This window comes from Limosilactobacillus galli, assembly GCF_947381495.1.
Lineage (GTDB): Bacteria > Bacillota > Bacilli > Lactobacillales > Lactobacillaceae > Limosilactobacillus > Limosilactobacillus galli.
On record NZ_CANCWK010000011.1, the window covers coordinates 22,018 to 43,799 of the forward strand.

20 protein-coding genes and 1 riboswitch are annotated in these 21,782 nt (G+C 53.1%); of the genes, 10 read left to right on the forward strand and 10 right to left on the reverse strand.

What is annotated here, in order from left to right; genetic code table 11:
* Positions 1 to 53 precede the first annotated feature (53 nt).
* The 4 genes from QOS10_RS03825 to QOS10_RS03840 all read left to right on the forward strand — a co-directional run bounded on the left by QOS10_RS03825 (position 54) and on the right by QOS10_RS03840 (position 4,045).
* Entirely contained in the window at positions 54 to 1,094 is a 1,041-nt protein-coding gene (locus QOS10_RS03825) for a C40 family peptidase (RefSeq protein WP_283593837.1), read from the forward strand.
* 311 nt (positions 1,095 to 1,405) lie between these two features.
* Entirely contained in the window at positions 1,406 to 2,395 is a 990-nt protein-coding gene (gene trpX / locus QOS10_RS03830; RefSeq protein WP_283593838.1) for a tryptophan ABC transporter substrate-binding protein, read from the forward strand.
* Complete coding sequence (locus tag QOS10_RS03835; protein WP_283593839.1) at positions 2,392 to 3,288, forward strand: ABC transporter permease; 897 nt, start codon at positions 2,392 to 2,394, stop codon at positions 3,286 to 3,288. Before trpX ends, QOS10_RS03835 begins: the two co-directional genes overlap by 4 nt.
* Entirely contained in the window at positions 3,281 to 4,045 is a 765-nt protein-coding gene (locus QOS10_RS03840) for an ABC transporter ATP-binding protein (protein WP_283593840.1), read from the forward strand. The genes QOS10_RS03835 and QOS10_RS03840 overlap by 8 nt, the downstream gene beginning before the upstream one ends.
* Before the next feature lie 271 nt (positions 4,046 to 4,316).
* Here the strand turns inward: QOS10_RS03840 and QOS10_RS03845 are convergent, their stop codons facing one another.
* From QOS10_RS03845 to QOS10_RS03865, 5 genes are all read right to left on the reverse strand, one after another.
* Positions 4,317 to 4,586, reverse strand: a complete 270-nt coding sequence (locus QOS10_RS03845) for a hypothetical protein (RefSeq protein WP_283593841.1) — start codon at positions 4,584 to 4,586, stop codon at positions 4,317 to 4,319.
* A gap of 199 nt (positions 4,587 to 4,785) precedes the next feature.
* The gene (trxA, locus tag QOS10_RS03850) at positions 4,786 to 5,103 is read right to left on the reverse strand and encodes a thioredoxin (protein WP_283593842.1); all 318 of its coding nucleotides are present in this window, start codon (positions 5,101 to 5,103) and stop codon (positions 4,786 to 4,788) included.
* On the reverse strand, positions 5,093 to 5,860 hold the full coding sequence (locus tag QOS10_RS03855; RefSeq protein WP_283593844.1) for a TerC family protein: 768 nt from the start codon (positions 5,858 to 5,860) through the stop codon (positions 5,093 to 5,095). The genes trxA and QOS10_RS03855 overlap by 11 nt, the downstream gene beginning before the upstream one ends.
* 32 nt (positions 5,861 to 5,892) lie before the next feature.
* Positions 5,893 to 6,807, reverse strand: a complete 915-nt coding sequence (locus tag QOS10_RS03860; RefSeq protein ID WP_283593846.1) for an RluA family pseudouridine synthase — start codon at positions 6,805 to 6,807, stop codon at positions 5,893 to 5,895.
* The gene (locus QOS10_RS03865) at positions 6,808 to 7,785 is read right to left on the reverse strand and encodes a choloylglycine hydrolase family protein (RefSeq protein ID WP_283593847.1); all 978 of its coding nucleotides are present in this window, start codon (positions 7,783 to 7,785) and stop codon (positions 6,808 to 6,810) included.
* A 157-nt stretch (positions 7,786 to 7,942) separates the two neighbouring features.
* On the opposite strand from QOS10_RS03865, the gene QOS10_RS03870 reads away from it, so the two are divergent.
* A complete protein-coding gene (locus QOS10_RS03870; RefSeq protein WP_283593849.1) occupies positions 7,943 to 8,860 on the forward strand; it encodes a magnesium transporter CorA family protein in 918 nt (305 codons plus the stop codon).
* Positions 8,861 to 8,922: 62 nt separating this feature from the next.
* Here QOS10_RS03870 and QOS10_RS03875 read toward each other — a convergent pair whose 3' ends face one another.
* Both QOS10_RS03875 and QOS10_RS03880 read right to left on the reverse strand, forming a co-directional pair.
* Positions 8,923 to 9,948, reverse strand: a complete 1,026-nt coding sequence (locus QOS10_RS03875) for a cation diffusion facilitator family transporter (RefSeq protein WP_283593851.1) — start codon at positions 9,946 to 9,948, stop codon at positions 8,923 to 8,925.
* 127 nt (positions 9,949 to 10,075) lie between these two features.
* Positions 10,076 to 11,509 (reverse strand): C69 family dipeptidase, encoded by a 1,434-nt coding sequence (locus tag QOS10_RS03880; protein WP_283593852.1) that lies wholly within the window; start codon positions 11,507 to 11,509, stop codon positions 10,076 to 10,078.
* Positions 11,510 to 11,700: 191 nt separating this feature from the next.
* Positions 11,701 to 11,798, forward strand: a riboswitch (purine riboswitch).
* A gap of 93 nt (positions 11,799 to 11,891) precedes the next feature.
* On the opposite strand from QOS10_RS03880, the gene QOS10_RS03885 reads away from it, so the two are divergent.
* Complete coding sequence (locus QOS10_RS03885; RefSeq protein WP_283593862.1) at positions 11,892 to 13,202, forward strand: nucleobase:cation symporter-2 family protein; 1,311 nt, start codon at positions 11,892 to 11,894, stop codon at positions 13,200 to 13,202.
* A 383-nt stretch (positions 13,203 to 13,585) separates the two neighbouring features.
* Positions 13,586 to 14,959 carry a Na+/H+ antiporter NhaC gene (gene nhaC, locus QOS10_RS03890; protein WP_283593853.1) on the forward strand — a complete coding sequence of 458 codons (1,374 nt, stop codon included), beginning with the start codon at positions 13,586 to 13,588 and terminating at the stop codon, positions 14,957 to 14,959.
* Positions 14,960 to 14,998: 39 nt separating this feature from the next.
* On the opposite strand, the gene QOS10_RS03895 is transcribed toward nhaC, so the two are convergent.
* From QOS10_RS03895 to QOS10_RS03905, 3 genes are all read right to left on the reverse strand, one after another.
* Entirely contained in the window at positions 14,999 to 16,120 is a 1,122-nt protein-coding gene (locus tag QOS10_RS03895) for an aminotransferase (protein ID WP_283593854.1), read from the reverse strand.
* Positions 16,121 to 16,131: 11 nt separating this feature from the next.
* Positions 16,132 to 17,550 (reverse strand): basic amino acid/polyamine antiporter, encoded by a 1,419-nt coding sequence (locus tag QOS10_RS03900; RefSeq protein WP_283593855.1) that lies wholly within the window; start codon positions 17,548 to 17,550, stop codon positions 16,132 to 16,134.
* 128 nt (positions 17,551 to 17,678) lie between these two features.
* Entirely contained in the window at positions 17,679 to 18,332 is a 654-nt protein-coding gene (locus tag QOS10_RS03905) for a histidine phosphatase family protein (protein ID WP_283593856.1), read from the reverse strand.
* A gap of 172 nt (positions 18,333 to 18,504) precedes the next feature.
* On the opposite strand from QOS10_RS03905, the gene QOS10_RS03910 reads away from it, so the two are divergent.
* From QOS10_RS03910 to QOS10_RS03920, 3 genes are all read left to right on the forward strand, one after another.
* Positions 18,505 to 18,768 (forward strand): hypothetical protein, encoded by a 264-nt coding sequence (locus QOS10_RS03910; RefSeq protein WP_283593858.1) that lies wholly within the window; start codon positions 18,505 to 18,507, stop codon positions 18,766 to 18,768.
* A 120-nt stretch (positions 18,769 to 18,888) separates the two neighbouring features.
* On the forward strand, positions 18,889 to 21,021 hold the full coding sequence (locus QOS10_RS03915) for an LTA synthase family protein (RefSeq protein ID WP_283593859.1): 2,133 nt from the start codon (positions 18,889 to 18,891) through the stop codon (positions 21,019 to 21,021).
* 160 nt (positions 21,022 to 21,181) lie between these two features.
* Positions 21,182 to 21,703: a GNAT family N-acetyltransferase gene (locus QOS10_RS03920; protein WP_283593860.1), complete on the forward strand. Its 522-nt coding sequence runs from the start codon at positions 21,182 to 21,184 to the stop codon at positions 21,701 to 21,703.
* Positions 21,704 to 21,782 lie beyond the last annotated feature (79 nt).

Genomic DNA, 21,782 nt, shown 5'->3' on the forward strand with positions numbered 1-21,782 from the left:
CAATTATCTCGAAGACATTAATCGCAACCCTGGGGGCTGCTGGTGCCCTGGCCATGGCTACCGGTGCTAGTGCCGATACCCAGGTTCAAGTCCAAGCTGGGGATACCGTTTGGGGATTCGCCCAACAGTACAATTCCACTGTTGACGCTATTGCCCAACGCAACCAACTGGCCAACCCCAACCTCATTCAGGTCGGCCAACAGCTGATCATTCCAGACTCCGCTACCAGCGCGGTCAGTCAGGCAACCAGCGATACTGCCGCCATTGCCAACAATGCTCCGGCCGCTAGTGCTGCCAACACTGTCAATACTTCAATGACACTGAACAGCACGACCAGTGACGCTACCAACACAACTAATTCTGCTAGTAACACCACCGTCTCTCCACTGAGTGCCACTAACACGGTAACCCTGACGAACGGCAGTGCTGCACCACTGAGCTCAGCTGCTATAAACAGCAACAGCGCATCCTTGGCTACCGGTCTGGACCAGGTTACTACCCTCAGCAATGCCACGACTAACGCTGCCGTGGCGGCCACTACCAATAATGCAAGCAGCGCCGCCACGAGCCAAACCAGCTACGAGGCCAACTCCGCCGCTGCCCTTCAATCCATGAGTAATTACGCCATTTCATACGGAACAGTGGAAGAAACGGCTGCCAACCACAACACGACCAGTCAAGCATCCGCACAGCCAGCCCAGGCCGCTGACAATGCCACTCAATCCAGTGACACTGCTAGCGCTAACACCTCCAGTGCCGTGGCTACTGCACGGTCAATGATCGGGGTTCCTTACGTCTGGGGCGGTAACACGCCAAGCGGCTTTGACTGCTCTGGCCTGGTTCAATACTCCTACAACTTGGGGCCAAACTACCGGACCACCTACCAACAAACTAACCTGGGTCAACACAAGTACGATGTTGAAAACGCCCAGAGCGGGGACCTCTACTTCTGGGGAACGGAAAGCGCACCATACCACGTGGCAATTGCTGAAGGTAACGGTAATTACATCCAAGCGCCAACCCCTGGTCAGAACGTTCAGGAAGGTAATATTCAATACTACCGGCCAAACTTCTACATCAGCATGAACCAGTAAAAATTAGAAACTTTTAATAAAATCATTGACAGCCTCCCCGTCCTTAGTTATACTAAGTGCAACAAATGACAAGGGAGCAAGTACAATGAACCAATTTCAACTTCACAACGTTAACACTCGTTGGCAAAGCCGGTAATTCGGGTTGTTTCGGCATCGATGCAACCTGAGAGCAGATTGCATCTGTGCCGGCTGAAGTTGAAATGGCATTCAGTCCGCATGGATCCACATGCGGACTTTTTATTTGGCTAACCAAAGCGAGAGTCCTAATGTGGGCCCTCGCTTTTTTGTTTGGAAAGGTGTGAAACTTTAAGATGAAGAGAATATATACCCTCATTGCAATTATTTTTGTTTTCCTCGGGGTCGCCTTCTTCACTGAGAATAACCAACTCAGCCGTCAAAGGATCCCCAAAGTGGGTGTTCTGACATTGATGCACCACCCTGCCCTCGATCAGATCTACAAGGGCTACGTCGATGAGCTAGCCCGCGAAGGCTACCATAACGGGAAGAACATCAAGATCGAATACCAAAACGCTAACGGTGACCAGAGTAACCTCAAGACGATGGCCGCCAAGCTGGTGGACGACCATTCCAGCGTAATCTTCGGGATCACGACCCCGGCTGCCCAGGCAGTTGCCAACTCGACCAGCCGGACGCCGATCGTCCTCGGGGCAGTGACGGATCCGAAGGGGGCTGGCCTCGTCAAGAACAACCAGCATCCCGGAGGCAACATCACCGGGGTCTCCGATCAGGCGCCGATCAATGAACAGCTCCGCCTGATCAAGGAGTTCATGCCCCGGCTGAAGACGCTTGGGGTGATCTACACCTCCAGCGATTCCTCAGCGGTTGCCGGCTACCACCAGATCGCTCGGGAATGCAAGAAGATGGGAATCAGTCTCAAGGCCTACTCCATCGCCAATAGTAACGACCTCAACCAGGTTTCCGAGCAGATGCTCAGCCAAGTCGATGCGGTGATTGTTCCAACCGACAACACGATTGCCGGCGCTATGCAGACGCTGGTCAAAAATGCCAACGCCGCCAACAAGCCGATCTTTCCGGCAGCCGGAACCATGGTCAAGCAGGGTGGTGTCGCCACCTACAGCGTTAACCAGTATGATCTCGGGGTCCGCGGCGCCAAAATGACCGTTGCCATCCTGAAAGGGAAGAAACCCGGCAACATGCCGATCGAGTTCGTCCGGCACGGCCAGCCAATCCTCAACCTCAAGCAGGCCCGTAAGCTCGGGCTCAACGTCCCGCAACACTTTGAACATGAAGCTAGAACCAAAGGAGTGATCTACAAATGAATCTCGTCGTTTCCGCAATCGGTCAGGGGCTCTTATGGGCACTCCTCGGTTTGGGCCTCTACCTGACCTTCCGTATTCTCGATTTCTGTGATATGACCGTCGAAGGAACCTTCCCGCTCGGCGCTGCCACCGCGGTGACCGCCATCACCAACGGGGTCAGTCCGCTACTCGCCACCCTTCTCGCCGTGGTGGCCGGGATGATCGCCGGTCTGGTCACCGGCCTGCTTTACACCAAGGGCAAGATCCCGAGTCTGTTGGCCGGAATCCTAACCATGACCGCCATCTACTCCGTTAACCTGCGGATCATGGGCAAGTCCAACATCTCGCTCTTAGGCCAGCCAACCCTCTTCAACGGCGCCCTCCGCGACCTTCCCCAGTACTTCGACAGCGTGACCCTCGGCTTCATCGTCGTCGTGATTATCACCGTCCTGATGGTCCTCTTCCTGGCTACCGACTACGGCCAGGCCTTCATCGCTACCGGTGACAACCCGACAATGGCCAAGTCGTTGGGGATCCACACCGATAAGATGGTAATTGTCGGCTTGATGATCTCCAATGGAATGGTCGGCCTCTGTGGCGCCTTGATCGCTCAAAACAACGGTTATGCCGACATCAACATGGGGATCGGAACCATCGTGATTGCCCTGGCATCGATCATTATCGGTGAAGTCGCCTTTGGAGAACTGACCCTAAACCAGCGGCTAGTCGCTGTGACCCTCGGCAGTATCATCTACCGGATCATCCTGCTGGCCGTTCTCCAGCTCGGCTTCTCCGCAAACGACCTCAACCTGATTTCATCCATTGTTCTCGCCATCTGCATGATGATTCCGCAATTTGAACAGCGGCTCAACATCAAGAAACCAATTCTGAAGGGAGTCCGGCCACATGAGTAAACCAATTTTGGAACTGAAGAACGTGCAGACCCTGGTAAACAAGGGGACTGCCAACGAGACAATGATTCTGAAAGGGATCAACCTGCAGATCAATGCCGGTGATTTCATCACGATCGTCGGGACGAATGGGGCCGGGAAGTCCACCCTCTTCAACGTCATCGGCGGGAACCTGCGCGCCGACAACGGTCAGATCCTCCACAACGGTCGTGACATCACCCGGACCAGCGAGGAAGACCGGACCTCCTTCCTCGCACGGGTCTTTCAGGATCCCAAGCTGGGGACGGCTCCCCGGATGACGGTAGCCGAGAACATGCTTCTGGCCACAAAGCGTGGTGAACACCGCCACTTAGTTCTCCGCAAGCTTAAGCAAAACATGGACCGCTTTACCAAGCTGGCGGCTACCATGAACAACGGTCTGGAAAACCGGATGACCACGGCGACCGGCGCCCTCTCCGGTGGACAGCGGCAGGCGTTGAGCTTCTTGATGGCGACTCTGAAGCGACCAGACATCCTCCTCTTGGATGAACACACCGCCGCGCTTGACCCCCACACCAGCCTGAACCTCCTGCACGCTACAAATGAGCGGATCACCAAGGACCACCTGACGGCCCTGATGATCACCCACCACCTTGAGGACGCCCTCACCTATGGCAACCGACTGATTGTCTTAAAGGATGGGCAGATCAAGGCAGACTTTGCGGGTGAAAAGAAGCAGGCGCTGACTGTCGATAAGCTGTACCAGTACTTTGAAGATTAACAATCTGAAGAAACTCCCTGGATGAAAATCACCCCGGGAGTTTCTTCTATGTAACGCAATATTACAGCCCGCAAAATCAAAAAAGATAATTTGGAGGATAAAATTGGCCAAATGATGGTCAAACGACTGCGGATATCCTCATTTTACTGTCATCTGGACACAAACAAGGCCGAAACACGATCAAACGCTTGCTTCTTATCATAAATTAAAAAGGACACCCTTTCAGGTGCCCGCTTCTGTATTCGCTTTGTCCTCAACAGGATCATTTCAATTAAGCAGCCTGCCACTTGTCAAGGCGGCGAAGGTTGGTCCGAAAGCCTTCGGCTGCCCGGTGAATCCACCGGCCGAAGAAATACTTCCCCAGGCTCAGCGGCCGGGTCTTCTCCTCGCCGTACTCATTGAGGTAGCGGTTGCCATACCGGTCCAGATAGCCGAAACGATGATCGTCGATTTCAAAGACATCGGCCGTCTCGCCCTTCTTCTCCTGATCAATCGTTACGTGGTTGTTCTTCATGATTGTCATTAAATCCTTGCTTGTCATTACTTCACCGCTCCCTTCTTTTTTCCATTGTAGATCGTATTTTGTTAAACGTTAATAATGCAGGCACCGCCGGGACTCCCTACGCAAAAAGCCTTCAGCAACTTAGGACCTTGCTGAAGGCTTTTGTGTTTGTCATGTACCATGCACTCGACAATGTATCTCTATGTATATTAGAGCATGATTTAGATATTTGCCTAATTTATTCGGCGATTTTACGCTCAAAGTAGTGGGCTAGCTTGGCTTCCGGGTACACCCCGGTTACCTTTTCCTTAGCCTGCCCGTCACGGAACAGGACCAGACTCGGCACACTCATGACGTGGTAACGCTGGGCAATATCCTGGTTACCATCAACGTTGAACCGGACAAACTTGATCCGGTCACCATAAGTTCGCTCGAGCTTCTCCATGATCGGGTCCATCATCTTGCAGGGACCACACCATGGTGCCCAAAAGTCGACGACCGTCAACGGACCAGTCACCTGCTGGTCAAAACCCGTCGCCGTTGCTTCAATTGCCATTATCGTTTATTCCTCCTTTAGTCCTGCGCCGGACAAAGTGAATAATGATTGTCAACGCGAAGACTGCTAGCATGAATATTCCGAAGATATTGGATGGGATCTCGATGTCGATTGCTGGAATCGTCAAGAACAGCTTAATCGCGATGATGAAAATCAGCACGTAAGCCATCGGTTCCAGTTCCGGAATCTTCCGCATCAAGCGCATAATAATCTCCGCGACCCCCCGCATACAGGCGATCCCGATCAGACCCCCGATCAGGACAATCACCGGGTTAGGCGAAATTGCCAGCGAGGCCAGCACGGAGTCGACAGAGAAAATGATATCCATGAATTCAATTTGGGCGACAACCGACCAGAAACGTTTTCGCCCCGTCAGACCGGCTGCCTGGTTACGAACCTTACGCTTTGATCGTTTGCCAAAGAACTTGTTATGGAAGAAACGGTAAACTAAGTAAATCAGGTAGGCTGACCCGATAACCTTAATCTCCCAGAAGTTGATCAGGTAGGTTCCAATCCCAATAATCAGGAAACGGAAGAGGTAGGAACCCCAGATTCCGTAGAACAACGATTCTTCCTGTTCCTTCAGCGTCGGTAGTACTCGTGTTTGGGCAGCTAAAACGACCGCATTGTCGACCGACAGTAGGCACTCGATCATTACCAGCGAGAAAATGATCAGCCAGTCCTGGCCGGATGTGATAACAGCCGCCCAGTTATGTGGATCAAAGAATGGTCCATATAACTTTTCTAAAAGTGACAATTAGTGTCCCCCTTTGAATAAATTTTATCTACCTATCTCAATTTGTATTTTAACAGATATTCTTCAAAATATGTTGGTAAAGGAGCCACTATTTTACGCTTTTGAAAAGTAAAGGGCAACACCAGCTGCTGACATGTCCCATGGAGAAGCATTTGCTCATCAGAGTCGCGATTGTAGATCGGGTCACCAACAATCGGGTGTCCGCTGTGGGCAAGGTGGACCCGGAGCTGGTGGGTCCGGCCCGTCGCCAGCCGCAGGTGAACCAGGGAACGCTGGTCACCTGCGGCCAGGTTGCGATAATAAGTCCGCGCCGACTGAGCGTGGAGGCCGTTCACCGCCCGCCAGCGGGGATCTTGGGGGTCACGACCGATCGGCCAATCCCAGCAGCCATCCCCTTCCAAGCGGCCCTCAACCACCGCCGCATATTCCCGATGGATCTGTCCATCGGCAATCAGACGGTTCAAGACCGGCACGACGATTGGGTTCTTGGCCACAATCATGGCCCCGCTGGTCTGCAGATCAAGCCGATGCACCATGTAGGCTCCGTCATTGCTCCCCGTCAGATAACCAGCCACGTCGTTCATCACCGTTCCGGTTTCTCCGGCAATGTTGGGATGGCTCTTTTGTCCCCGCGGCTTATTGACCACCAGCAGGTCCCGGTTTTCAAACAGGACAGCCAGGTGTGGGGCAGCAGTGGGCCGGTATTGATTAGCCGCCGGGGTGCGCACCTCATCTCCGTTGAAGAGCATGTCAACCCGGTCACTGGCATGAACCGGCACGTTCATCGTTTGGTACTGACCGTTGACCAGGACGTGCCGGCGCCGGCGCAGGTAGTGGATCAGCCGGTCAGGCAGTAACCACTGCCGATGGAGCAGGTCGCGCAGTGAACAGGCCTTTTGGTCAGCTGACAGGGTCTCGGTGAGGTGCCAGCGAATTGCAGCGGTCATCTACTTCACCTCCCGAACGGTCAGCCGGTCGGGCACGTGGTAGACCTTGGGCTTGGTCCACTCCAGCATATCATCCGTCAGCTGGAGCTTGGTAATGTCACCCCGGTGGTAGGACTGGAAGTAGTAGCTCCGGCTCTCCGCCACCGTCACGGCCCGGTAAACGGAGTAGGTCTTCTGGTGGCGCCGGTTCTGCGGAACGGTCACACTATCCAGGAGGTGCCACTCGCTGACCAGCCCGGCAACCTCATCAGCCGGCACATCTGATCGTTCCTTCAGGTAGGCCGCCCGTACAAACCGGGCACTCGGGGAATAATAGCCGGGCGGGTTCGTCTTGCCCGAAAGCCGGCCGGTCGTTACCCGCGGGGTATTGAGCGGTACCCGGCCGTCCTTGAATTCCGGAGTAAATTCCACGTAACGTTCCATCTGGGCCAGCTGCCGTCCAAAGTCGGGACTGTTAGTCACAACCCCCAAGGGATTATCGATCACCTCTAATGGCGTTTGGCGCGGCTCAATCACCACCACCCGGCCAGTCCGGTCAGCCAGGGCAAAGTGGAGCTCCGGATTGCCGTACTTGGTATCGCTGTTCTTCTCACTCATCAGTTCCACCTCGTCCAGGTGGTCAATCAGGTCCTGGACCGAGCGAAAATTGCCCAGTACCCAGAAGATGAATTCGTAAGCGGCCAGTTGAACCTTATCAGCCCGGCGCTCGTCCTGGTAGTGGGCCCCATTGTCAAAGGTCAGTTTCTGCGCCATCAGGCCATGTTCATTAACCCCATCCGAAACGTCAATTCGACTGGCAGACAGGCTCCCCCCGCCAATCATCGCATACCGGTTTTCATACACCCGGTGGTCAAAGGCCGTCATCCACCGGAAGCGCCGCGGCACAAAGAGGGGCGAGACGGCCAGCACCGGCCAGTCCATGGTCCGGGCCAACAGGTGGGTGTGATCGTGAGTAACCTGATAGATACTGGTACACATTACAACTCATTCCTCCCATCAGATATTTTCTCTATTCTAATTTATTTCCCGGGAAATACGCCAGCATTTTACCTTCCACTGCTGAGTTGCCTTTACTTTTCCGGGCAAAAAGAGTTGAATAGTAGTATAAGATTGTGAAATAAGAAGGTGAGTTGCGTTGTTGAGTACCGAAGAAATTAACGACCGTAGCAAGTGGATCAGTGTTTTCGAACCCCTCCCCCGTGAGCGTGAAGACCTGATCAAAAAGTATGAGGTTACTAAGGAATTGCTCGACTACGCAATTGACCCTTACGAAAAGGCCCGGGTCGAAGTTGACCAGGATGCTGGGGTCACCCTGCTGATCTTCGACGTCTATGTACCGACCCACGCCGTCACCGCGCCACAGACCGCCCCGATTGGGATCATGCTGACGACGAACAACATCATCACCTTTACCAATGCCAAGACCAATTTCGTCAACGGGATCATCGCCAACCAGTTGCGGATCCTGAAGCGGCGGGCCCCGATCACCGATAAACTTAACCTGGTTTTCCCGATCCTCTACCGCTTGTCCACCAACTACTTCGGGCCACTGCGGCGGGTCGACCAGCAGCGCCAGCAGATCCAGCGGAACCTGCAGCGGCGAACCGGGCGTAAGGCGATCAGCGAGTTCATGGAGATTGAAACCGGCCTGGTCTACATTCTGACCTCGCTCAAGGGCAACGTCTCCCTACTGGAAGAATTCAAACGCCGCTATGCCGACAAGATGTCGACCCGGCAAAACAACGACCTCGATGACGTCATCGTCGAAGCACAGCAGGGGTTGGAGATGGCCCAGATGACCTCGGACGTCTCCGAACGGGTCTCCAACGCCTACAGCAAGGTGATCGACAGCGACCTGAACCAGACGATGAAGTACCTGACCATCTACTCCATCGTGCTTTCGGTCCCGACCATCGTTTCCGGATTCTACGGTGAAAACGTTAAACTCCCCCTCGCCAACGGCCCATATTCGTGGGTGTTCACCATTATCGTCACCCTCGTTCTGATGGTCCTATCAGCCCTCTTCATGATCAGCCGGCACTGGTGGAAATAAGCAAAAGCCCCGCACGTTCAGCAAAACGAACGTACGGGGCTTTTAGTATCCTGTCATTAAGTTTAGAAATGGCCGCTGACGTCGTGATCTGAGAACGAGTGCGGGTCGGGCATAAACGAAATATCAACGTCAATGATTCCAAACTGTTTGCGAAGCATCCGCTCAATCTTCTCCGACAGCTGGTAGCTTTCCAGGACCGTCATCTTGCCGTTAACAATCAGGGTAGCATCCAGTGAGACGACGTTCCCGTTGTAGTGGGCCTTGAGTTCGACGATTTCCCTAACCTTCTTCACCTTCAAGATCGCATCGTGGTACTGTTGCTCCGCCTTGGGGTCGAAGTAGTCCGCCAGGTTCAGACTGGTCTCGAAGAAGATCTTCAGGCCAGAGTAGAGGATAAAGAAACCAACGACAATACTGGTAACCCCATCTAGCCAGGTCAGGTGGAAGAGCAGGGCGCCGGCAATGGCGACCATGGTTCCAATACTGGTAAAGGCATCGCTCAGACTATCCTGGGCCGAGGCAAGCAGGGCGGCATTAGACAGCTGGTGCCCCGTCCGCCGGTTCATGTACCAGACAACCAGCATGATTACGGAGGCAATTCCGGCCCCGATGATGGCAACTGGCTCTGGAACAACCCGTTTGGCCGGATTGAGTAGGCCCTTAATCCCGTCACCGATAACACTCAGGGCGATTGAAATCATCACCACCGCCGTGACCAGCGAGAAGACAGTCTCGTAGCGCCAGCGGACGAACTGAATCCGCTGGTCACCGCCGAGTACTTTCTGGTACTTGCTGTCGGGGAGTTTGACTCCGGCGATATCATCATCATGAATGTCCTGGGCAATGTGCAGCCCCATCATTAATAGAACGGTCGAGATGATCCCTGACAGGTTGTTGAAGGCATCCGCCCGCAGGGTTTGCGACTGACTGATAGCCGCCAACCAGTACTCGAGGACTGAAATTGCGCAGTAGGCCACCACGTTGTAGATCAAGTGGCGCTGGGCAGTCCGGATCTTGGTTAATTCGTTGGCTTGACTCTGCTCCCACTGTTTCATTTCCCGCGTAACGTGTTTCTTTAGCTTACTCAAATTAACTACTCCCCAATGAAAAGTCTGCCCTCAATTCTAACACTAAAGAAGCCCGGTCGTGCGGGATCTCCTAAAACAATTGGAGATTTCGCACAACCGGGCTCATTTTAATTAGATTAGCAGGCAATTAAAGATTGTCGCCCCGTTCGAACTGGAACTTGGAGTTCAAGAGGGCCTGGTGAATCAGGCTGCTCATCAGTTGGTGGGTTGCTGTGGTGACATGGGCGGCTGATTCCTTATTGGCAGCGGTCAAGTAATCCGTCAGCCCGGCCCCTTGCTTACCGGCGGCCCCGGCGGTGATGGCATCGACCCGGCCGACACCATAGCTCTGGCAACCATCACGGAAGTCGTTCACCTCGTTGATGAATTCGTGGTAGCGGGGTTCCACGATCACCTCCAGCAGCTTGTGCAGCCAGTAGGCACTCTTGGCTGGATCGGCATCGTCGGTTGCCACCTGGTAGTTAGCCGGCGTGTCATTGATGTTAGTAAAGAACGGCACGTATGGGCTGTAGCAGTAGAAGCCAAAGTTGATCCACTGAATGGCGGCGTATTCTGCCGGAACGTCATTCCGAATCTGCAAGATGCAGGAGCTCTGGTTCCGGTCAAGGGCAATCGAACGGAACTTCCGCTGTTCTTCCGGTGTTCCGGAGGCGTAAGTCCCCATTGGATCGTACGGAGTGCCGTTGTAGTGTGATGACAGGAACTGTTCGACGTCCTCGACTGCGATCTTCTTCTCAGCATGTTGGATGAACGGGATGTTCTGGCTGGTGGGATCCTGTTTTAAGGATGGGGTGAAAAGCTTTTGACCATACCAGGAACGCGGTGTGTTGTAGTAGGCGTCCGCCTCGTCCTGGGTACCAAAGATGTTCCGGAAGTTAAAGCTGCCCGGGTTCGGGTTGAGGTGGAACTTCTCGACAAATTCCCGAATACCGCTGGCATACATGTAATTGTCGGGATCATCGAAGTCGATCTCCTCAATACACATGATATTTGGCGCAATGGCGTAAGCATCATCGGGAATCCGTTGCGCAACCCACTGGTGACCACCAGCGGTTTCCAGGTACCAAACCTCGTCGTGGTCACTGAAGGCAATCCCATTGGTCTCACCAGTGCCGTACTTTTCAATCAGGTGCCCCAGGCGTTGGACCCCTTCCCGAGCACTCTTGATGAACGGCAGAACCAGGTATAGCATCGAGTCCTCATTGACCCCGTCCTTAACCAGCGGATCGTGGCCGAGAACCCGGGCGTTGGTCATCTCGGTCTCGGTGGAACTCATGGCCACGTTATGTTCGTTGATTCCCTGTTCGTCCCAACGGCCCTCATCGGGAACCCCATTAGGCGTCGCTGTGAACCGGCAGCCCTGGCCTTCCATGTCAACGGTCAGGCCGTTGTACTTGGAAACATAATGCTCACCGGTATAGTCCTTGGCGGGGAATACCTTGAAGGTCTTGGGATTAACCCCATCTTCGGCATCTTCGTCCCGCGCAATGATCGTGGACCCATCAATTGTTGCGTTCTTGCCAACCAGCATTGCCGTACAGCTGCTCGTCTTTTTCTTCATAATGCTTTTCGCATCCTCTCTTCTTACTTGGCAAATCAACTAATCACTTTCTAATATAATACCACCTTATCTAATTTACTCCTAATTTAGTTAAATTCTAGTGAACAATCCCAAATTATCCGAGTAGCAGCCTAGGCAAAAGCCGAACGAGCGTCTTGCATCATTACCGATTCCATGTTAGGATAACAACACTTCCAATGAAATCAATAGCCTATATAATGCCGTAATATGGACGGTAGTTCCTACCCAAAGCCGTAAACTTTGGACTATAAGCGAATTGAACGTCAGCTCTTTTTGCTTTACTTGGCAAAAAGAGCTTTTTTATTTGGCTGTTGATCGAATTGACCATCAATATTAGGAGGAATAATTTGTGAAACAACCAATGACTGTCACGACCCACGTCCACCACTTGAACTTCGCGGACCAATGGAAAAACTTCGTCCTGGGTTTCCAACACCTGCTGGCAATGTACTCCGGGGACGTGCTCGTGCCGCTCTTAATCGGTCAATACCTGCACTTCTCCACTCTGCAGATGACCTACCTGGTTTCAATTGATATCTTCATGTGCGGGGTGGCAACGCTCCTGCAGCTGCGGCGGACTGCCATCACCGGGATCGGCCTCCCCGTCGTCCTGGGCTGTGCTGTCCAAGCCGTCACCCCGCTGGAGTCTATCGGGGGTAAACTCGGCATCACCTACATGTATGGAGCCATCATTGCCGCGGGGATCTTCGTCTTTCTGATTGCCGGCTTCTTTGCTAAGCTCAAGCGCTTCTTCCCACCGGTAGTAACTGGCTCTTTGATCACCATCATCGGTTTCACCCTGGTGCCAGTCGGTTTCCAAGACCTCGGTGGGGGGTCCGCCACGGCACATACCTTTGGTAACCCGTCCAACCTGCTGATCGGTTTTCTGACCATCGTCATTATCCTGGTCTTTAACGCCTTTGGCCGCGGCTTCATCAAGTCCATCGCCATCCTCTTGGGAATCCTGATCGCCTCCTTCATCGCTAGTGCCATGGGCTTTGTCTCCTTAAAGCCCGTCAGCGAGGCGGCCTGGTTCCACGCCCCGCAGCTGTTCTTCTTCGGGGTACCCAAGTTTAACGTCAGCGCCATGGTCACCATGATGCTGGTTTCCCTGACCACGATGATCGAGTCCACTGGGGTCTTCTTCGCCCTCAGCGATATCACCGGCCGCAAGCTCACCAGCAAGGACCTCGAACGCGGTTACCGGGCAGAAGGGATTGCCGCCATCCTGGGCGGCCTGTTCAACACCTTCCCATACTCCACCTTCTCCGAAAACGTCGGCGTCCTGAAGATGTCCGGGGTCAAGACCCGGCGGCCCGTTTACTACGCGGCCTTCCTGCTGCTCCTACTCGGTCTGCTGCCAAAGGTCGGCGCCCTTGCCACGATCATCCCCACGCCGGTCTTGGGCGGTGCCATGATCGTCATGTTCGGCATGGTGGGGGTCCAAGGTGTCCAAATCCTCCACAAGGTTGATTTCTCCAACAACGCCAACCTGCTGACGGCCTCGGTTTCAATTGGCCTCGGCCTGGGCGTTACCATGTACCCGCATATCTTCCAGTACCTGCCAACTGAAATTCAGATTATCCTGGGTAACGGAATTGTTGTCACCAGTGTCTCTGCCGTTCTGTTGAACCTGCTCTTCAACCACCGCTGGGCACGGGAAAGCAACTAGCATTCTCATTTTCCTTTAATTTATGTGTTGACATTCTCATTTCAGCACGATATTATAATTGCAACAATTATCGTTTCAGTAGACATCCTGTTGGGCGTAAGAGAGCCGGTGGTGAGGTGCGAACCGGTCAGGCAGGAATGTTTGAATTATCGCGAGGATATTAATTGTCCGGCCATATTCAGTGCCGTTACCACCTGATACGAGTGCACACAATGTGTATACTGGGTGGTACCGCGGTTTATAAATCGTCCCGTTGATTGATTCAACGGGGCGTTTTTTATTTGAGAAAGGAGTTTACCATGCAAGATTTCGGTGGAATTGTTCGATATCTTAAGAGGGCGTAGTTTTATTCACTAAGTACCATTTAAGAAGGAGAAATAATTATGAAAAAAATTGGTTTCGGTGAGTCCATCACCATCTTAATCATCATGCTGATCATCCTGGGGACATCAGTTATTCACTTCGGGCTCTCCCCACAGATCCCCGTCCTGTTTACCATCGCCCTGCTGGTCTTCTGGGCAAAGTTCCGCGGCGCTTCCTGGGACGACATCCACAAGGGAATCCAGGACGGGATCGGTACCGCCATCATCCCGATCTTCATCTTCATCCTGATCGGGGCCCTGATTGCTGTTTGGATTCAGGCGGGGATTATCCCGTCCATCATGGTCGCCGGCCTTAAGCTGATCAGCAGTCGCTTCTTCGTACCATCCACCTTCATCGTCTGCTCCCTGGTTGGCCTGTCCATCGGGAGTGGTTTCACCACCATCTCCACTATTGGGATCGCCCTCTTCGGAATGGGCATGGCGATGGGCGTCAATCCTGCCCTAGTTGCCGGGGCGATTATCTCCGGAGCAATCTTCGGGGATAAGATGTCACCGCTGTCCGACTCAACTAATCTGGCATCTGCCATTGCCGGCAGCGACCTCTTTGCTCATATCAAGAATATGATGTGGTCCACCATCCCGTCATTCATCGTTTCCTTCATCCTCTTCTGGATCTTGGGAAACACTAACGATCACATGAGTGCCGCCAAGATCAACCACACCATCGCCATCCTGCAGACCCACTTCACGGTCAGCTGGTGGGCCCTGCTGCCAATCATCCTGATGTTTGTCTGCGCATGGCGCCACATTCCGGCCATCCCCACCCTGTTCATCAACATTCTGGTAACCGTGGGCATGATCTTCGTCCAGAAACCCGGCGAGTCCTTGAAGGCCCTGACCAACCTGATCTCCGAAGGTTTCGTCGCCCACACCAGTGACTCCGCCGTCAACGCCCTGCTCTCCCGGGGCGGGATCACCAGCATGATGGGGACCGTCTCCCTGATCATCGTCACCCTCTCCCTCGGGGGAATCCTGATGCAGTTTCACGTTGTTCAATCCGCTATGGAGCCGCTGGTCAAGCGCCTGCGCAAACCCGGCCCGCTGGTTACAACTACCATCCTGTCCGGGATCGGCATCAACCTCTTCGTCGGGGAACAATACCTCTCCGTCATCCTGCCCGGGAAGGCCTTCAAGCCGGCTTTCCAGCGAATGGGGCTTGCCCCACTGGCCCTCAGTCGGGTCCTCGAAGACGGTGGTAGTGTTATCAACTACCTAATTCCATGGGGCGTGGCCGGTTCCTTCGCCGCGGCCACCCTGGGGGTTCCTGTCCTCCACTTTTTGCCATTCGTCTTCTTCAGCCTCTTCTCACCCGTCTTCTCAATCATCAGCGGGTTCACCGGGATCGGCCTGAAGTGGGCAAAGAAACAAGCATAGTAAAAAAGGATCGCGCAACACGATCCTTTTTTATTGCCATTAATCATACTGGTGCATGTACTTTGAAAGCCGCTTCAGTCCTTCACGCAGCGTGGCTTCAGGAGCACAGTAGCCCAGCCGGACGTGCCCAGGGGTATCAAAGGCATCCCCCGGTACCAGCAGCACTCCTTCATCCTTCAGCAGGTTTTCACAGAAGGTGTGGATATCGACCGGCACATCCAGCTTTAGGAACGAGGTTGAGACCGCCCGCGGCATTACCACACTAGCCCGGTCCTCATGTTCAATCCAGTCCTTGTAGATTGCCAGGTTACCGAGTACCAGCTTACGGTTCCGGTCCAAAACCTGGTCCCGGTGCCGCAGAACATAGGTAGCCAACTGGTCATTGAAGACCCCGCCACAGATCATGGTGTAGTCCCGGAATTTCCGGAAGACGTCTGCCAATTCAGCATTTGTGGCTGTCCAGCCGATCCGGACCCCCGGAACGGAGTAGGTCTTCGACAGTGAGTTGGTCGAGATCCCCTTGTCGTACAGGTCAACGATCGGCGTAAAGTCCTCCGGGTGGTCAAGCGGCAGGTAGACCTCATCGACCAGGATATAGGCCCCCACCGACTTAGCAATCTCAACGACCTGTTCCAGGAAGTCCCGGTCCAGGATGGTTCCGGTCGGGTTGTTGGCGTTGTTCAGACAGATCATCTTGGTGTCCGGGCGAATCAATTGCTTCAGTTCAGCGAGGTCCGGATACCAGTTGTCCTCCTCGTGGATGTGCCAATAATCAACATCCGCCCCCAGCGACTTCGAAATATCGTACAGCTGCTGGTAGGAAGGGTATTCGGAAATCACGTGGTCCCCGCGGTTGATCAGCGCATAAAGAGCCAGGATGTTGGCCCCGGTCGCCCCGTTGGTCTGGAGGATGTTCTCGGGATCAACGTGCTGGTAAAGTTTGGCAACCTCCTGCTTGAACTCTGGAGAACCCTCGATCCAGCCGTAGTTCATCTTCTGCTTGTCCAACATTGCGTAGAATTCCTGACCATTGTGACCGTCCAGGTTAAGCAGCTCGTGCATGCTCATGGATGCAATTGTACTCTGCGAAATGTCGTAAGTAGCACTCTTTTCCCACTTGTTAAGCCATGATTCAACGCCAAATGGTGCAATTTTAACCATAATAAAGCCTCCTAGTTAATTGAAATCGTTCCGTTGGCAACCAGGATCAATGAAGCCACCGCAAAGATAGCGATCAGGGCCATGGCCCACTTCTCCTTGCTGGTGACCTGGTGACCGAACTCCTTGCAGGCCTGCAGGTAGAAGATGAAACCGGGCAGGAAGCCGACTGAAACCATCATGACCTGCTTCCAGCCGGATAAGATCATCGCCATCAATTCAAACAGGGTGGCGATCAGACCGATCGTAAACTGGCCCCAGTCCTGTTGCTGCCAGCTGTACGTCATTTGGTAAATTCCAACCAGCAAGTAACAGATCAGGATAGCCGCCGTGCACAGGGTGTAAGCAAAGTTGTAGGCATAGGACGTGAACAGCAGGGAGAACAGGAACAGTGACTGCAATACTCCGGTGATGATCAGGGCCCGGGTTGGCGCCTTCTTAGCGTTGACCTTGCCCCACGAACTCGGCAGGGTCTGGTCATCGGCCATCAGCATCAGTGATTCGGCAGGCAGCATCGTCCAGGAGAGCCAGGAGACCAGGACGGAGATAATCAGCCCGATACTGATCAGAGCCGCACCCCAGTTACCAACCAGGTGCTGCATGATGGCCCCCAAGGCCGGTTGACCGCCGGCAGCCAGTTGGGCCCGCGTCATTACCCCATAGGGCAGGACGGAAACCACAATGTAGATCGTCAGCAGACTGACCAGCCCCAGAATAGAGGCCTTTTCAGCATCGGAACGGGTCCGGGCCCGACTGGAAAGCACGGATGCCCCTTCAACCCCGACGAAGAGCCACATCATAACCATAATGGAACCCTTGATCTGGTCAAAGATGGACCCGGACTTAGCGCTGTGCGCATTTTGGGCCACGTTGCCCCAGAAGTCCGCAGTGAAGATCCGGGCCTTAAATCCGAGGATTACACAGATGACGAAGACCACCAGCGGAATAATCTTGCAGATCGTTCCAATTGAGTTGATGAACGCCGCCGACTCGATTCCCCGGTTAACCAGGAACGTCAAAACCCACGTTAGAATAATTGCAACGATGATTGAAAAGAGGTTTTGGCCGTTCTTGAAGAGCCTGGGGAAGAAGGTCCCCAGAGCACTCATTGTGATGGTTGCGAAGGCGATGTTGCCCAGCCAAGCTGAAAGCCAGTATGCCCAACCAGAGACAAACTCGCCCAGCGGTCCAAAAGCCGCGGCCGCGTAACTAAAGATCCCGGAATCGAGGTCCGGCCGTTTCTGCGAAAGGTTATTCAGCGACAGGACCAGGGTCAGGACCCCAATCCCAACGATGATCCAGGCAATCATGGCCGGGCCGGGGGCAGCGGCACTTGCCAGGTCGCTGGTGATCCCAAACGCCCCCGAACCGATCGTCGAGCCAATAATCAAAAGTGTCAGTTCACTAGTATTAATTCCCTTTTTCTCATTCATTCTCTTTCCACCTCACGATCAGTTATAGGAAATTATGGCCTTATTATAGCAATTTGTGAAAACGCTATCAATGGGAAGAAAACAAAAGACTGACAAGTTATTAATACTTTGTCAGTCCTGTTTAATACTTACTTATCATAATCAACAATCTTAAAATTATTATCCGTTAGAGTGGCCGTGGTTAGGCTGCCGTTCTTCGGCCGGACAGTGACATCATACTTACCGCCACCGAAGCGTTCCACCAGGCTCAACAGGGTGTTGCCGTGACTAACCCAGAGGACGTTGGCATCATCGGGCAGGTCGGTATTGCGAATTAGAGCGATCCCTTTGTCCATCCGGGCCCAGTACTCGGCGTTATTTTCGGCGTCGTGGAACGGATCGGCATCCTTCAGCCAATCCTTAGCGGTCCCGATGGAGTACTTGGTAACGATGTCGTGGAAGTTCTTGTAGCCATGCGGGGCCCCAGCATTGTACCAGGCAACGTCCATGTTGGTGCCCTCGTAAGAGCCGTAGAACTCTTCGCGGAAGTACGGCGAGGTCACCGAGTGCTTGACCGAGTCCGCCTGGTTGAGATCCAAGATCGTCTGGATCGTCTCCATGGCCCGGGTCGTGTCGCTGCAAAAGGCCGCCTCGAAGTGGATGTTCTTGAGCCGTTCGCCAGCATCACGGGCGTTCTGCTTTCCCTTTGCGGTCAGCGGTGAATTGCTCCAGCCTTGCAGCTTATTGTAGATGTTAAAGTAGGTCTGGCCGTGCCGGACCAGGTATAAATTGAGTTTTGTCATCGAAGTCAGCCTCCTAATTCGCTATTTTCTTCATTATACCGCTTCCAATCGAACGGTTGTAGCAATTTTAGCTTAATTCTTTCTTAATGATATTTAGCCGGCCCTTAAGTGTTTAGTCACATTTTCTTCATAACCGTCCCTTAGACTGAAAGTATGGAAGGAAGGAATTAACATGACACTAAAAGACACCAGTAATGCCGATATCGTCGCCGCACGGATTGTGGCCGTCAATGGCAAGTCAGTCAAGGTCGTCACTGAAGATGGCCAGAAGCTAAGGATTCCTCTCACGAAACAATACCGCCAGGATAAGAGCTGGTTGGCATCCTTAAAAGACATTCTCAATGCGGGGATTTGGATCCCGGTCAACCGGCATCTGAAGCGGCTGTTCAGCTACGACTGGCTGACCGGACCGGCAACGGCCCCGGTAAAGAATTAAGTTTTCCCAATGATTGATCCAAAAATCATGTTTCGCGCTAATCTGTGATAAAATATTTCTGATTTGCTAAATTTATTCTGGCAAGTTAAACAAACACTTTGATTGCGAGGAACATTCCTAATGAAAAAATTAAGCAAATTTGTGGACACTAGGATTGGCTTTTTCGTCCTCCTAGTTGTCCTTTTTTGGTTCAAAACCCTGTTTGCTTACTTTACCGATTTCAGCCTCGGGGTCGAGGGAATCTTCCAGTTTCTGATCCTGATTTTCAACCCCCTGGCAACCACCGCACTAATTTACAGCCTTGCCTTCTATTTCAAACGGGCACGATTCTTTTACCCAGTGATCATGGGGCTGGACATCGCTAATACTCTCTTGCTCTACCTCAATGTGATCTACTACCGGGAGTTTACCGACTTCATGACCATCGCCACGATGACGGGTTACTCCAAGGTTAACCAGGGACTCAGCGGGAGTTCGCTGGCTTTGACCAACTTTCATGACATCTTCTACTGGCTCGACATCGTAGTCATCCTGCTCCTGATGCTCTTCAGGAAGATCCACTTTGATCCCCGGGCAATCGGCAGCCGGCTGGCCTTTGCCTTCACCTCAATGTCGCTGGTCCTCTTCGGCTGCAACCTGGCCTTTGGTGAAATGAGCCGGCCGCAGCTGTTGGGGCGGACATTCGACCGTAACTACATCGTCAAGTACCTGGGGATCGACGCTTTCACCGGCTACGACCTTGTTAAGTCCCAGCACATCAACGATATGCGGCAAAGCGCCACTAAGTCCGAATTGGAGAAGGTCAAGAAGTTTACGGATAAGCACTATGCCAAGGCTAATCCCCAGATGTTTGGGATCGCCAAGGGCCGCAACGTGATCGTCATCCATCTGGAGAGCTTTCAGCAGTTCATCATCGACAAGAAGATCAACGACCAGGAGGTTACCCCATTCCTCAACTCGCTCTACCACAGCAACGATACCTACGCCTTCGATAACTTCTTCCACCAGGTTGGGCAAGGTAAGACGAGTGATGCGGAGAACATGCTGGAGACCTCTACCTTTGGGCTGCCGCAGGGGTCGTTGTTTGCGACCCTGGGCAGCGACAACACCTTCCAGGGGGCCCCGGCGATCCTCAACCAGCGGGCCGGCTACACCAGCGCGGTCTTTCACGGTAACGTCGCCAGCTTCTGGAACCGGAACAACGTCTACAAGAACCTCGGCTACCAGTACTTCTTCGACGCCAGCTACTACGACACCTCTGGTGATAAGGCCACCGGCTACGGCTTGAAGGACAAGCTGCTCTTCAAGGATTCGATCAAGTACCTGCAGGCACTGCAGCAGCCGTTCTACGCTAAGTACATCACGGTTACCAACCACTTCCCGTACGACCTGGACGATGAGGATAAGGATCCAAACTTCCAGACCACCGATACCGGGGACAGCAACGTTGATAACTACTTCGTGACCGCCCACTACCTCGACCAGTCAATTCAGGAATTCTTCAACTACCTGAAGAAGAGCGGCCTGTATGACCACTCCATCATCATGATCTACGGGGACCACTACGGAATCTCCAACAGCGAGAACACCTCCCTGGCCAGTGTGCTGGGAAAGAACGCCGATGACTGGACCGACTTCGATAACGCCCAGCTCCAACGGGTGCCGCTGATGTTCGTCATTCCAAACTCCGGGGGACACGGTCACATCGACCATACCTATGGCGGAGAAATCGACGTCCTGCCGACCCTGCTCCACCTACTGGGAATCTCTTCCAAGCGTTACATCCAGTTTGGAACCGACCTTTTCTCCAGCCAGCACAGTCAGGTCGTCGTCTTCCGCAACCAGGACTTTGTCACGCCGCACTACACCGTGATCGGGGGAACGGTCTACGATAACCGGACCGGCAAGGAGGCCGAACTGACCAAGAAGCAGCAGGAACGGATCAAGAAGGACCATCAGCTGGTCAACACCGAGCTTAGTCTGTCTGATTCGCTAAACGAAAAGAACCTCCTGCGCTTCTACCATCCGAAGGGCTTCAAACCCGTTAACCCAGCTGATTACAACTACTCCAACGGGTTGAAGCGAGCCGAACGAATCGAACGCAAGAAGGGTAATAAGTCGACCAGTCTCTATTCTGAGAACCATGACCAGTCGACAGAGAACGACTTCAGTACTGATGCACCGGAGCAGAACCATTCTTCAACCGATTCTAACCGGATTAAGATCACCAACCCGGATGCCAATAACAAGTAAATATCGTAATTTGAGGGCCGTGATGGGTTAAAAATCTCATCACGGCTCTTTATTATTTCCCGGGAAATTAATCCTTAATAATCTCCTAAGTTTAATTGGAATGGCAGGCAGGCCAGCCGCAATTTGATAAAATAATTACAAATACACGGGAGGGATATACTTGACTTTAACCGTTAAACCGCTAAAACCAAGTTTGCCTGAATATCGCCAGGTTAAGGCGCTCTATTACCGTGCCTTTCCTGAATACGAACAAGAAGCCTGGAGCCGCCTGCTCTTCAAGCGGTTGTTTCGGCGGGCCGACTTCCTCGTCTTCTATGACCAGGATCAATTTGTCGGTCTCTCATACATCATCCACCATCACGGGATCCACTATGTTCTCTACCTGGCCGTCAATGACCGGATTCGTTCCAAGGGCTACGGGAGCCAGATTCTTGCCCAGCTCAAGCAGCGTTACACTCCCGATACACTGATTTTAGACATTGAACAGCCCGACCCGGTGGCAACTAATAACCACCAGCGTTTGCGGCGGCTGCGCTTCTACCGGAAGAACGGCTTCGACCTGACGGACCGGTTGACCAGGACGCCAGCCGTCACCTACCAATTGCTGTCAACAAGAGCGGAAATTGACCACGCCAAGGTCGATAACATGTTTACCTGGTTCAACGGCCGAACATTCGAATAAGAAATCGAGTAGGAGGTAATTGATTATTTCAATTACCGACCTCTCACACCACCGTACGTACGGATCCGTATACGGCGGT